This window comes from Streptomyces sp. NPDC096040 (genome assembly GCF_040303265.1).
Taxonomy (GTDB): Bacteria; Actinomycetota; Actinomycetes; order Streptomycetales; family Streptomycetaceae; genus Streptomyces.
Window position 1 is genome coordinate 47,097 of record NZ_JBEOTA010000039.1, and the last position, 12,693, is coordinate 59,789.

9 protein-coding genes and 2 pseudogenes are annotated in these 12,693 nt (G+C 69.0%); 6 read left to right on the plus strand and 5 right to left on the minus strand.

Going from position 1 to position 12,693, the window contains the following annotated elements:
• The first annotated feature begins 164 nt into the window (after nucleotides 1-164).
• Nucleotides 165-1,139, plus strand: a complete 975-nt coding sequence (locus ABTY98_RS36570) for a helix-turn-helix domain-containing protein (protein WP_352225429.1) — start codon at nucleotides 165-167, stop codon at nucleotides 1,137-1,139.
• Between the two features lie 135 nt (nucleotides 1,140-1,274).
• Here ABTY98_RS36570 and ABTY98_RS36575 read toward each other — a convergent pair whose 3' ends face one another.
• Both ABTY98_RS36575 and ABTY98_RS36580 read right to left on the minus strand, forming a co-directional pair.
• Entirely contained in the window at nucleotides 1,275-2,321 is a 1,047-nt protein-coding gene (locus tag ABTY98_RS36575) for a zinc-binding dehydrogenase (RefSeq protein ID WP_352225430.1), read from the minus strand.
• A gap of 135 nt (nucleotides 2,322-2,456) precedes the next feature.
• Nucleotides 2,457-5,675 carry a bifunctional cytochrome P450/NADPH--P450 reductase gene (locus tag ABTY98_RS36580; RefSeq protein ID WP_352225431.1) on the minus strand — a complete coding sequence of 1,073 codons (3,219 nt, stop codon included), beginning with the start codon at nucleotides 5,673-5,675 and terminating at the stop codon, nucleotides 2,457-2,459.
• A gap of 248 nt (nucleotides 5,676-5,923) precedes the next feature.
• On the opposite strand from ABTY98_RS36580, the gene ABTY98_RS36585 reads away from it, so the two are divergent.
• Together ABTY98_RS36585 and ABTY98_RS36590 are read left to right on the plus strand one after the other, a co-directional pair.
• Nucleotides 5,924-6,118: a TetR/AcrR family transcriptional regulator gene (locus ABTY98_RS36585; protein WP_352225432.1), complete on the plus strand. Its 195-nt coding sequence runs from the start codon at nucleotides 5,924-5,926 to the stop codon at nucleotides 6,116-6,118.
• A 172-nt stretch (nucleotides 6,119-6,290) separates the two neighbouring features.
• Entirely contained in the window at nucleotides 6,291-6,524 is a 234-nt protein-coding gene (locus tag ABTY98_RS36590; RefSeq protein ID WP_352225433.1) for a hypothetical protein, read from the plus strand.
• 1,029 nt (nucleotides 6,525-7,553) lie between these two features.
• Here ABTY98_RS36590 and ABTY98_RS36595 read toward each other — a convergent pair.
• The 3 genes from ABTY98_RS36595 to ABTY98_RS36605 all read right to left on the minus strand — a co-directional run bounded on the left by ABTY98_RS36595 (nucleotide 7,554) and on the right by ABTY98_RS36605 (nucleotide 9,211).
• Complete coding sequence (locus ABTY98_RS36595; protein WP_352225434.1) at nucleotides 7,554-7,883, minus strand: NIPSNAP family protein; 330 nt, start codon at nucleotides 7,881-7,883, stop codon at nucleotides 7,554-7,556.
• A gap of 146 nt (nucleotides 7,884-8,029) precedes the next feature.
• Nucleotides 8,030-8,413, minus strand: coding sequence for an SsgA family sporulation/cell division regulator (locus ABTY98_RS36600; protein ID WP_352225435.1), 384 nt, complete (start codon nucleotides 8,411-8,413; stop codon nucleotides 8,030-8,032).
• A 363-nt stretch (nucleotides 8,414-8,776) separates the two neighbouring features.
• Complete coding sequence (locus ABTY98_RS36605; RefSeq protein ID WP_352225436.1) at nucleotides 8,777-9,211, minus strand: hypothetical protein; 435 nt, start codon at nucleotides 9,209-9,211, stop codon at nucleotides 8,777-8,779.
• A 1,091-nt stretch (nucleotides 9,212-10,302) separates the two neighbouring features.
• On the opposite strand from ABTY98_RS36605, the gene ABTY98_RS36610 reads away from it, so the two are divergent.
• From ABTY98_RS36610 to ABTY98_RS36620, 3 genes and pseudogenes are all read left to right on the plus strand, one after another.
• Complete coding sequence (locus ABTY98_RS36610) at nucleotides 10,303-12,126, plus strand: glycoside hydrolase family 15 protein (protein WP_352225438.1); 1,824 nt, start codon at nucleotides 10,303-10,305, stop codon at nucleotides 12,124-12,126.
• Nucleotides 12,127-12,156: 30 nt separating this feature from the next.
• Nucleotides 12,157-12,376, plus strand: a pseudogene (locus ABTY98_RS36615) (ferredoxin).
• Nucleotides 12,366-12,604 (plus strand): annotated as a pseudogene (locus ABTY98_RS36620) (FAD-dependent oxidoreductase); the annotation flags it as partial. The pseudogenes ABTY98_RS36615 and ABTY98_RS36620, both read left to right, overlap by 11 nt.
• Nucleotides 12,605-12,693 lie beyond the last annotated feature (89 nt).

Below are 12,693 nucleotides of genomic sequence, written 5' to 3' on the forward strand. Positions count from 1 at the left end.
CATCGCGAGAAACCGCTGGTCAACAGCCCTGGAGGGGACTGCCGGTACTGTTGCAGCACACCCGGCCGATCGGGTCGAAAACGGCTGGCCGATAGCGGTCAGCAGCCGGTAACGGCCAGCCGATGCACTGCCTGGGTCCGAAACCGCGAGAGGGAGGCGAACCTGTGCTGGAGTCCCTGGGTCTGGACGATCCGACCGAGAGCGCCTATCGCCATCTGCTGGCTTCGCCGCCCCTGACCGCGACCGAAATGGCCAGGCATCAGTCCGTCGGCACGGGAACCGCCCGCCGCATGCTGGACGAACTGGTCGCGGCGGGCCTCGCGGTGCCCTCGGCGGGACGGCCCACCCGCTACGCCCCCGTGGACCCGCGCATCGGCCTGGCCGCCCTGATCCGCGCGCGGCGTCTGGAGCTGGAGCGCGCGGCGGCCTCACTGGACGCCTACGGTGCCGAGTTCAACGAACGCAAGATGAGCGCCGATCCGAACCGACTGGTCGAGATCGTCGAGGGACCGGCCGCGATGACCGCCTGGCTGACCGAGCTGATGGCGGGCGCCGAACACGAGGTCCTGTGCTTCGACACCCCGCCCTACCTCACGCCTGACGCCGGCGCGTTGCAGTCCGAAGAGGAGCTGCTGGCCCGTGGCGTGCGGGCACGGGCGATCTACTCCAGCCAGGTACTGGCCATCCCCGAGCGCGCGGAACTGCTCCAACACCTCGTGGTCCTCGGGGAACAGGCCCGGGTGCTGCCCCATGTGCCGCTGAAGCTGCTGGTCTTCGACCGCCGAGATGCCCTTGTTCCACTCACCGCCGGCGTCGACGGCCTGCGCAGTACCGCCGCCCTCGTTCACCGGTCACCACTGTGCGACGCCCTCGTCGACCTCTTCGAAGCGACCTGGCAGCAGGCCACCCCCGTTTTCGGCAGCGAGGCCCGGGAGACGGAGGACCATCCCGACCTCAGCGAGGCCGACCGTGCTCTGCTCCACCTGCTCCACGCCGGGCTGAAGGACGAGACCATAGCCCGCCAGCTCGGCCTCAGCGAACGCACCCTGCGCCGCAGGATCACCGACCTGACCACCCGCCTCGGGGCAACGAGCCGATTCCAGGCGGGCGCGCAGGCGGTCCGCCGCGGGTGGCTGTGAACCGAGCGGACCGCCGGGTGCCGGGCCCGCTTCGCGGAGGCGGGGGGCGAACGACCGTGGGCGCCGGTGCTCCCTCAAGCACCGGCGCCCACTCACCCCTTCCCGAGGTGGCTTTGATGTCCTACTGAACGGATGTCAGGGGACGAGGATGAGACGGATCGGGTCGCCGATCTTGTTCTCCAGTCGGTGGACGGCGTCGGCCGCGTCGGCCAGCGGGATGTGGTCGGTGATGGAGGGGGCCAGGTCGAGGCGGCCGCCGGCGGCCAGCTGCACCAGCTCGTAGACACCCTCGGGGGTGCCGCCGTAGTGGCCGCGCACCTGCTTCTGCATGTAGTTGAAGGTCAGGCCCTCGGTGATCGTGAGCGGCCTGGGCGTGATGCCGACCAGGATGAGGACGCCGCCCAGGCCGAGCACGGAGGCGGCCTGCTCGCGGACGGCGGGAACGCCGGCGCAGTCGAAGGCGAAGTCCAGGCCGCGTCCGGCGGTGGCCGCGCGTACCTGGTCGGCGAAGTCGGGGGCGGCCGGGTCCAGGGCGAAGTCCGCGCCGAAGGCCAGAGCACGCTCCCGGGCGCTGGGCAGCGGGTCGACGGCGATGATCGGCGCGGCACCGACCAGGCGGGCGAGGCGCACGTTGTGCGCGCCCACTCCGCCCACACCCCACACGCCGACGGACTGGGCGGGACGGACACCCGCGGTGGCGACGACGGCGGCATAGGGGGTGGAGACCGCGTCGGGGATGATCGCGGCCTGGTCGAAGGGCAGGCTGTCGGGGATGGGGACAACGGTCTCCTCGGGGGTGACCATGTACTGGGCCCAGCCGCCGTTGTAGTCGATGCCGGCGGTGCGCACCTGGGTGCAGGGGCGGTGGCGCACGCAGCCGTCGCAGTGACCGCACGCTTTGCCGGCCTCCAGGGCCACGCGGGTGCCGACGGCCAAGTCCCGCTTGAGGTCGGGGCCCAGGGTGTGGATCACACCGGAGACCTCGTGGCCGACGGTCACCACGTCGGACTCGAGGAAAAGAGGGGGAAGGGTTCCGTCGATCAGGTGGACGTCGGACAGGCAGACGCCGGCGGCCTTGACCTCGATGAGGACCTCGCCCGGGCCGGGCACGGGGACGGGCACCTCCTCCACGAGGAACTTCTTGCTGTCCACGTGGAAGCGGCCGGCAAGCATCGTGTCCATGGTGAGCTTCTTTCTCTGAGCGGCACGCCTCGCCGTTCGGGCCGAGGGGTGCCGTGTGATGCCGTGGAAGTAGGGGTTGGGGCCGGGAGGCGCGCGGGCGTCAGGAGCGCCGCACGCCTCCCGGCGTTCGGGGGGTCAGGCGAAGACGTCCTGCTGGTAGCGCTCGTCGGCTTCCAGCTGGGCGAGCCACTGCTGGGCGGTCTCGTCGTCCGCGCCGGTCTTCTCGCGGTAGATCGCGGCGAGTGCTTCGCGTACGGCGGGTGCCATACGGCGGCCGTCACCGCAGACGTAGATGTACGCGCCGTCTTCGATGGCCTGCCACACCGTGTCGGCGGTGTTGGCAAGGGTGTTCTGCACGAACCGGGCCGGGTGGCCGGTGACCGCGGAGTAGGCGGTGTGGACCTGGGCGATCCCGGCCTGCTCCCAGTCCTGCATCTCCTGGCGGTAGAAGTAGTCGTGCTCGGGGTGGCGGCAGCCGACGAACACCTGCGACAGGCCGACCTGGGTGCCGCCCGCGTGCTGCCAGGCGCGCTCCTCCAGGAAGCCGCGCAGCGGCGCGATGCCGGTGCCGGGGCCGACGAGGATCAGCGGCGTGGTGGGGTCCGCGGGCGGGGCGAAGGTCGGGGAGGGCACCCGCACGTAGCCGAAGAACACGTCGCCGGGCTCGAGACCGGCGATGTAGGAGGAGCAGGTGCCGCGGTACTGGCCGTCGCCGGACAGGGCCGGGCCTTCCAGCAGGCCGACGGTCAGTCGCACGTGACGCGGGTTGGCCAGCGGGGCGGAGGAGATGGAGTAGAAGCGGGGACGGATCGGGCCCATCATCTCCAGGAACACCGCCAGCGGCAGCTCGACCGCGGGGAAGCGCTCCAACAGGCCCAGCACCGAGACCCGCTTGCCCAGGATCTCGCTCTGGTAGTGCTCCTCGGCCTCGTCCGTCTCGGCCGTGTACGCCTGCAGCTGCGGCCGGGTCCACGGGCACTCGGTGTGCTCGGACAGGGTCTGGATCTGGGAACGGGTGGCCACGTCCTGCAGCTCCACGAACTCCGTGAGCAGGAGGCCGGCGGTGACGGCCACACCGACCGGCAGATGGCTGCGGCCGCCCGCGGGCAGGTCCAGTCGCAGTACCTGGTCACGCTCCACGTCCAGGCGGGCGAGTGCGCGGTCAACCAGCTGCGCCTCGTTCTTGGCGAAGACGGCCAGGTGGTTGCCGGTGTCGTAGGTGACGCCCTCGGGGAGTTCGACGGTGATGGACTTCGCGGACGGCCGCGGCGGCTCGATCCGGAAGTCCCACAGGCCGGTCGCGTCGGCCACGAGTTCCTCGTTGGCCACCACCGTCAGGGGGTAGGCCTGCTCGGAGACGATCGCGGGGCGCACGTCCGCTTCGGACAGCAGCTGGACCTGGTAGCGCGGGCCGCTCGCCTCGGAGGTGTCGGCGGCGTACTCCTCGGCCAGGGTGGCCCACAGGGTGTTCATCCAGCGGGTGGCCATGCCGTCGAAGTCACCCGCGGCATCCGCGATACCGCGCTCGACGACCGGCGTGGCGCCGGCGGCCAGCAGGCCTTCCTCGATCCGCTTGGGGAAGGCCTGGTAGGTGGCCACCCACTGGGTGTTGCCCGCGCCCAGCAGCGCGAACCGCACGTTCTTCAGGGAGCCTTCGGGCAGTCCTTCGGCGAGCAGCTCGTCGAAGCGCTGGGCGTTGTCGGGCGCCTTGCCGTTGTAGCTGGCGGCCACGACGACGAGCAGGCCCTCGGTGGGCGGGTTCTCGCCCAGCTCGTCCAGGCTCATCAGCGTGGTGCCGAAGCCGGAGCGCTCACTGCGGTCGGCGATGGTGCGGGCCAGGTCCTCGCACGAGCCCAGGCTGGAGCCGTAGGCGACGGTGAGGTTCACGCCCACACCGCTGACCGCGGCGGCCTGCTGCGTGTCATCCGTCTGCAGGTCCGCGACGCTGAAGACGGTCCGCTCGTGCTCCTGCCGGGTCCGCACGGTCAGCTTGAAGTCGCCGGGCTTGCGCGTCAGCGCTTCCCGCACGTCCATCTTGTAGTCGATCGGGTCGGAGAACTTGAACTTCTGCAGCACCATCGCCAGGGCCAGGCGGGCCTCGGTGAGCGCGAACTGCCGTCCGATGCAGGCACGCCGGCCGTTGCCGAACGGCTTGTAGGCGTGCTGGTGGTGCTGGGCGCGGTTCTCCGGCAGCCACCGGTCGATGTCGAACTCCTCCGGCCGGTCCCACGCCTTGGGGTGGTTGTGCAGCGGGCCCATCAGCAGGTTCACCTTCGTGCCCTGCTTCAGCTCGTAGCGGCCACCGATGACGGTGTCCTCGATCGGCGTCTTCGTGATCTGCGGGATGGGAGCCCACAGGCGCAGGGTCTCCTCCAGGATCCGCGGGATCACGTCCATCTTCATGATGGTGTCGTAGTCCGGCACCGTGTCGCCCGGCAGCATCCGGTCCACCTCGGCGTAGGCCTGGGCCAGTACGTGCGGGTTGCGCATCAGCGAGTACGTGGCGAACGCCAGCAGACCACTGGTCGTCTCGTGACCGGCGATCAGGAACGTCACGACCTGGTCGCGGACGTTCTCGTCGTCCAGCGGCTTCCCGGTCTCGGGGTCGGTGGCCTCCAGCATCAGACCCAGCAGGTCGTCCTCACCGGTGCCCTTCCCCTCGCGGCGCTCCTTGATCACGTTCTCGACCAGATCGCGCATCAGCTGGATGTTCTTGCGGTACCGCTTGTCGTCGTCGGTGCGCAACGCGGTCATCGACGGCAGCTCCTGCGTCCGCCGCATCGACTCCACCAGTGACTCCAGGATCGCCTGGAGGAAGGGGTGCAGCTCCTCCTTCCCGAAGGAGTCGAACCGGTAACCGAACCCGGACACGGCGATGGTGTCCAGCGTGAGCCGGGTGTAGTCATCGGTGATGGCGACCGGCTGACCCGCCTTGCGTTCCCACTTGCCCACCAGGTTCTGGGCGACCTCCAGCATCTGCCCGAAGTAGCCCTTCATCGCCCGCTGGCTGAACGCCGGCATGAGGACCCGGTGCGCCATGCCCCAGACCTCCTCGTCGTCGCCCGCCGTGAACAGGCCCGCGCCGGTGAAGTCCCGGACATGTGACAGCGGAGGGAAGATCTGCTTGCCGAAACGGGTCTCGTCGCAGACCTCGGTGACCAGGTCCGGGTCGTAGACGAAGACGTTCTCCTGACCGGCGAGGTCCACGCTGTAGATGCCCTCGGGGAACTGCTTGGACAGCTCGCTGAAGAACGCGACCGGGTTGGTGTCGGGGATCGGCGGCGTGGGCTCCAGGAGCGGGATCCCGTTCGTGGACCGGACGATGCGGGGGTCGGTCTCGGGGTGTGCGGTCATGGGGCTTACTCCTTCAAGTAGAAGGTGGCGGGCAGGGCGCCGGTGGTACCGCGGCGCATGTGCTGCACTGTTCCGCAGAAACATACATCGTATGGTAATAGTAGTAACATACGTCGTATGGAAAGTCCAACCCGGGGCGCGTACGCGGCCGCTGCGCTCGACGTCATTTCCATACAGCGTATGGAACCGATATCATACTGGGTATGGAAAAGCTGAGACGTCCCCCGCGGGGAACCAGGAAGAGAGAGGTGCCTCTGACCGAGGCCGGCATCTACACCGCCGCCCTGCGGCTCATCGACGCGGACGGCGTCGACGCGCTCACCATGCGCAAACTCGCGACCGCACTGGACGCGAACCCGATGTCGCTGTACCACCACATACCGAACAAAGAGGCCGTGCTGCGGGGCGTGGCGAGAATGGTTGGCGCCCAGTTCCGCACCTGACACTGGAGAACGCCCCCTGGCAGGAGCGCATCCGCCTGCTCGCCACGGATTTCAGGACGCTGGCGCACCGCCACCCCAAGCTCATGACCTCTCGTTCAGCCACCAGCCGGACTTCATCCAGCGTGGGGACCCGTTCCTGACCGCACTCACCGCGACCCTGGGCGCCGCGGGAGTGCCGCTCCTGGAGATCCCGGAGACCGCCGCGACCATCTGCGCCGTCATCACCGGTGTCCTCAATGCCGAACTCAGCGGCGCGCTCAACCAGTGGGCGAACCTCAAACCCCCCACCGTGCCCACCGCCGACGAGGACGGGCACAGGAACGGCCCCGATGAGGACCACGTCTTCCGCCTGGTGCTGGACACGCTCATCACGGGCCTGGAAGGCCAACACCCCGCGGACCCGTGACGGCCGGGGCGCCGGTCGTTGGGCCCCTGGTCCCACCGCGTTGCCGCCGCGGCCTGAGGCAGGCTCGCGGTCGGGCGAGCCGGGGCCGCGGCGCATGAGGAGGTACCCACACCGGAAAGGCCGTCTCGGCGCTGCCGCCGTAGCCGCGTGGTGCGCTGCGGCCGGGCCCGACGACCGAGCTGTGGCCCCAGGCAGCAGTCAGTGTCGTGCTCGCGATGACCGTAACCAGGACCCGTAACCAGGACCCGTAGCCAGGCCCGCAGCGTCTGGCGGTGGCCAGGTCCTGAACGCTGCCGTGCAGTTCGCTCGCGCTCCGGACGACAGCCCTGCCCGTGCCTCGGCCTGCCGAACTGCGGCAACGGCAACGGCAACGGCAACGGGCGCAGCCTGGCGCGCGGTGTCGCCGGCAGGCGCCCGCTCCGACAGAGCGCGAGGCTTTGGCGGTGCTACGGGCCCGCGCCGAATCCGGTAGCGCCGACCCCCGAGAGCTCGCCCACTGGGCGAGACCCCTGCGCACAACCGTGCTGCTGCCCGATCTCCTTCTGCCCCGACCGGGAGACCGTCACGGTCATCGGCGTCATCACCTCATCGAGCACGGCCTGGAGCGGATTGCGCCACGGTGAATTCTGAATGGGTGTCAGGTCCGCCTGCTGAGGGTCCTACGACCCGGTTGTTCCTGCCTGCTGCTCCTCGCCGCCGTGTGGTTGATGGACCAACCGTCCACCCCCGCCCCCGCCAATCTCGTCCGTACCCGTTGCCGCCTGGCGAGCGTTTTGGCCGAGTTGCGCGAAGCCGCCGCCATAGCCTCCGGCGAGTGGTGGCAACCCGACCTGCCCGGCGAGCGCATCGCTGCCGCCGAGCACGAACGCCACCAGATGCTGACCCTTCTGGCTGTGTCATTTTCCGTGGGTCAACTCGATGAGCAACGCTGTCACTGGGTCGCTGGTGGAGACCGCCACGGTTTCCGCGGCGGAGGCGGCGACGTGGGGGCGTTCCAGCTGCCCGCCATGTCGAGCGGCACGATACCTGTCACCGCAAGGGTGAGTCGGCGGTGGGCGTCAGCACGGTCTCGGCGACGTCGACGATCTGGCCGATGTCGAAGCCCTCCATGTCGGCGCGGAATTCGGGGCTGGACAGGTACGCCTTGAGCCGCTCCTGTACGTCGTCGGCGTCCCTGTAGGAAACGAGGGCGTACAGCTGGGGTGCCTCACTCCCGGGGGCCGCGGGCACCGTCCAGACGCCGTGCGTGGTGATCCGGTGCTTGGCCATACCGGGAATGTGCTGGGACCAGATGTCCTCGTAGGCGACGAGCGCCTCAGGGCTGGACAGTGTGTAGACACGAAGCTGGTACTGGGACATGAAAACTCGTTCCTTTCCTCTGGGTACGGATGTCAGTGGTCGGGGCGTGACGCGGCGGAGGCCGTTTCCGGATCCTCCGTCCGGCGAAAGCGGACGAAGGTGTGGGTGCAACGGGTCCGTCCCGCAGGACAGCTGGGCGGCTTCTCTCAGCTGTCCGCAAACAGGCTCGCCATTTCGGCGCCCCAGTCGATGTGTCCGGACTCGGTGCCCTGTGGCACCAGAGCCTGCGTGTTCTCCAGGAAGGTCTTGACGTCCTGCACGGAAACCTCGAGCAAGGCGGTGCCCCCGGAAGACCCGAGGGCGATGTACATCGCGCGGTCACCACGGTCGGCGGCCCGCCAGATCCGGATGTCTCCCTCGCCAGCGGAACGACTCAGGCCATCAACCAGAAGATCGCGTCCCAGGACCCATTCCACCGGCTCGTCACTGTCGGTGAAAAAGCAGGCACGGACGACATAGGGATCAGTGGGCTCGTACCGCAGTCGCACATACATGGGCAGGGAGTAGTCCCGCGAGACGACAAGCTGCACGGCCACCCCCTGCACCACGGCTCTCAAAGATTGCATCGACTTTCACTCCAAGGCGCCGCTGTCCCAGCTGCGCCCCGCCACGGACCGCCCTGGGCCGGTGGCGAAGAGGCAACGAGGGGAGAGGCGTTACAGAAGGGCCGGGCGGCGGACGGCATCGGCGGACTGCTCGATTCGTGGCGTCGCGGCAGTGGAGCGACGCGAGCCTGCCACCGTGAGGGGACGGGTCCTCACTCAGTCCGGCCGCCTGGGTGGCGGTCAGCGACCGTTGATGCCTGGACCAGCGGTCGCCGACCGCCGTCGGCAGGTATCACGGCGAGGCGTGGCGCACGGTCTGGGCGGACGGGCACAAGTGGTGCCTGTGTCTCACAGGCCGGCGTGGTCCCGGTCGTGGTGGTGCCAGTTCTGGCCGTCGTGCTCGTAGCGGTTCCAGTCGTGCCGGTCCTGGCCGTCGTGCTCGTAGCGGTTCCAGTCGTGTCGGTACGAGCTGTCGGACGTCCAGCCACGTCCTTCGCCGTCCGAGCGGTAGCAGCGACCGTCGCGGTCGCGCAGGGCCGATTCGGTGGCGCGGTCGTCCTGGTGCCAGCCGCGGACTGCATCCCAGCAGTAGCCCTGCTCAAGCAGGTAGCCGACACCGTGGTCCCAGCGGTAGTCACCGGCCTTGACGCTGACGACCGGGCGCTGGACGTGCGCGGACGCAGGAGTCGCGGCCGAAGCCGTGCCCCCGGCACCGAGAACGGCGACACCAGCGACCACCACGGAGGAAGCAGCGACAGCGATGCGCTTCGTGAGCTTCTGCATGATCTTTCCTTCCGGTTGGTGCGATCTGCACCAACGGCTGCTTGCACAGGCGATGTGATGCGCCCGGCGTTGCCGGACAAGCTTTTTCCATACGCCGTATGAAATTGCCTCGTCAGTAGTACCATACGTCGTATGGAAAAGTCGAGGGCACCTCGCCAGGGGTCCGCGCCGGCGCTTCGTCGACGTGCTTCCGCTGAACCGCCCGCCGCCCTCGCCGAGAACAGCCACAGCATCGCCAAGCACCCTGCCGCCCGACACAGCGAGACCTCCACTGGTCGGTCTTCAAGCCGGACACCCAGACGAAGTAGGCCTGTACTTCGAGGAGATACTCACTCACGCCGGTCATCTCGGACTCGCCACCGAGAAGATCAGCCACACCGGCGAGCAAATGGGGTGCATGAGAGTTCGCCTATCCCTCCCCCATCGGCGCGGCCTCCGACCTGGCCTGTCGAACGGGTCCGGCTTGCACGTAAAGCGACTGTAGAAGCAGCCCAAGCCAGGTCGGCGAGGTCCGCGATGGTCCGAATGCCGGCGCCGGCGTCGCCGGACTCGGCGGGGATCCAACCGCTTGCGGACGAGTGCAGCAGCAGCGTTGCGCCGTCATAACGGTCGCCAGGGACGTCGACGTGTTGCGCGGGTGACCGTCAGGACTTTCGCCGCCCGACGCGCGCCTGCGGAAGCGCGAGCTCCCGGCCGGAAACAACTCCCTGAAGCCCCCATCACGCTGAAGCCCCGACGCGCGATGCCTGCGCGACTCCCCTATCTGTCCGGTCATCCGAGCGATTGGTCATCAGGCTCTCCGCCGGCTCTCCGAGAGCCCCGACACGACGGTCATGCCCTCAGCTCAGGCTTCCTCAGGAGGAAGCCATGGCAGAAACCCGTAAAGCTGGTGCAGCGATGAAAGCCGTCAAAACGGCGGTTTTCGGCGACGCCGCGTGCCTGGTCAGTCACCTGCACAGGCACATCGGCACCTCGTCGGGGGGGCAGACCACCGCTTGTCCGGCTGCTCGAGGTAGCCGCCGGGCCGCCCTGATGCCCCTGCGATCGGGAAGGACCACAGTAGAGGCAGGATCAAAAGGGAGGCTGCTGCGATGTCCGGAGCAGAGACACAGCACACGTCAGCCCCGTACCTGCCGATCGCTGAGCACGGCTTGATCGGGGATCTGCGCACAGCGGCCCTGGTGGGTACCAACGGGACCATCGACTGGTACTGCTGCCCCTCCTTCGACTCCCCGAGCGTGTTCGCGTCCATCCTGGACGCCACCCGGGGCGGGGCGTTCGAGTTGTCCCCCGCCGTACCGGCCGAGACCAAACAGTTCTACTTCCCGGACACCAACGTGCTGATCACCCGGTTCTTCACCGAGGACGGACTGGGAGAGATCCAGGACTTCATGCCTGTGGAGGATGTCGGCGAAGCCGACCGCCACAGGCTGATCCGGCGGGTGGTGTGCGTCCGCGGAACGATCCCGTTCCGGGCCCGGGTGGCCCCCCGGTTCGGCTACGGCGCCCACTCGCACACCGTGCGCATGCTGGAGCATGCTGCCCTGTTCGCCTCCGAGGCACTGTCACTGACACTGACCGCCACGGTGCCCCTGAAGTGCGATGAGAAGGACGTGTGGACGGAGTTCGAACTCTCTCAGGGGCAGATGACGGTCTTCGCCCTCGACCAGGTCAGCGGCGAGACTCCACCGCGCATCTGCCCGCTCGCGGAGGCCGACCGGGCGTTCACCTCCACGGTCGCCTTCTGGCGGCGCTGGCTGCAGCAGTCCTGCTACCGCGGCCGATGGCGGGAGATGGTGCACCGCTCCGCCCTCACCCTCAAGCTGCTCACCTACGTGCCCACGGGCGCGATCGTGGCAGCCCCCACCACCAGCCTGCCCGAGCAGATCGGCGGCGGCCGCAACTGGGACTACCGCTACGCGTGGGTGCGCGACTCCGCCTTCGCCCTCTACGCGCTGCTCAGGCTCGGCTTCTACCACGAGGCCGCGGCGTTCATGGACTTCCTCACCCATCACATCGACCAGCGTGAGAACGGAGTGTCCGGGCCACTGCAGATCATGTACGGCATCGATGGACGCTCCGAGCTGCCCGAATGCGAGCTGCCCCACCTGGAGGGCTACCGGGGCTCGGCGCCCGTGCGGATCGGCAACGACGCCGCGACCCAACTGCAGCTCGACATCTACGGCGCCCTGATCGACTCCGTGTACCTCTACGACTTGTGGTGCCAGCCCCTGACGAGCGGCCACTGGCGCGGGGTGTGCGTCCTGGTGGACTGGGTCTGCGAGCACTGGGACCAGCCGGACGAGGGCGTGTGGGAGACCCGCGGCGGGCGCAAGGAGTTCCTCTTCTCCCGGCTCATGTGCTGGGTGGCCATCGACCGCGCCATCCGCATCGCCGTGCACCGCGGCCTGCCCGCCAATCTCGCCCGCTGGGGCCCGGTGCGGGACACGATCTATTGGCGGATCATGGACAAGGGCTGGTCGCCCGCCCGCCAGGCCTTCGTCCAATACGAGGGCGGCGACGTGCTGGACGCGGCGGTGTTGATGATGCCGCTGACCAGGTTCATCGCACCCCGCGACCCCGTGTGGCTGTCCACCCTCGATGCCCTCGGCAACGAACTGGTCTCCGACTCCCTGATCTGGCGCTACGACCCAGCGGCCAGCCCTGACGGCCTCGAAGGCGACGAAGGCACCTTCTCCATCTGCTCCTTCTGGTACGTCGAGGCGCTCACCCGCGCCGGACGCCTGGACGAAGCCCGCCTGGCCTTCGAGAAGATGCTCACCTACGCCAACCACCTCGGCCTCTACGCCGAGGAGATCAGCCACACCGGCGAGCAACTGGGCAATTTTCCGCAGGCGTTCACCCACCTCGCCCTCATCAGCGCTGCCTTCAACCTCGACCGCGCCCTGGGCTGACCGCCGCGGGGTGAGACAACGGAGGGAGTGGTGGGGGCGGGGACCGTTGTGGACCTCACTCGCTGCCAGGGCTACGCCCAGTTCGTGTTCCTCGCGCCCGAGGTGCCAATTGCACGGGGAGGAGGGGTTGCTGTACGCCACGACCGTCCCCGACGACCGGGTGGAGCGCGTTCCCCAGGCCGCGGCGGCGTGCCCCGTGCAGGCGGTCCACCTCGGTCTCGGTGAGGAGGTGAGCGGCGGTGCCCGGTGATCTCGAGGACGGCCGTGTCGTTGTCGTCGGCGCGTCGCCGGCCGGGTTGAGCGCCGCGGAGGCGCTGCGTGAAGAGGGCTTCATCAGCTCACTGACCGCGGTCGAAGGGAGCCCCACCGCCCTATGACCGGCCGCCACTGTCCAAGCAGATGCTGCTCGGCCAGGCGACGGCGGACACTCACAGAGCGGCCGATGCGCCAGGACCCGGACGCCGGCTGGCGGCTAGGCGGCTGACGGCTAGGCGGCCGGCGGCCGGCGGCCGGCGGCCGGCCGGCGGGGGCCGGGTGCCACGCGCTGTTGGTGGTCGGGGGGAACCG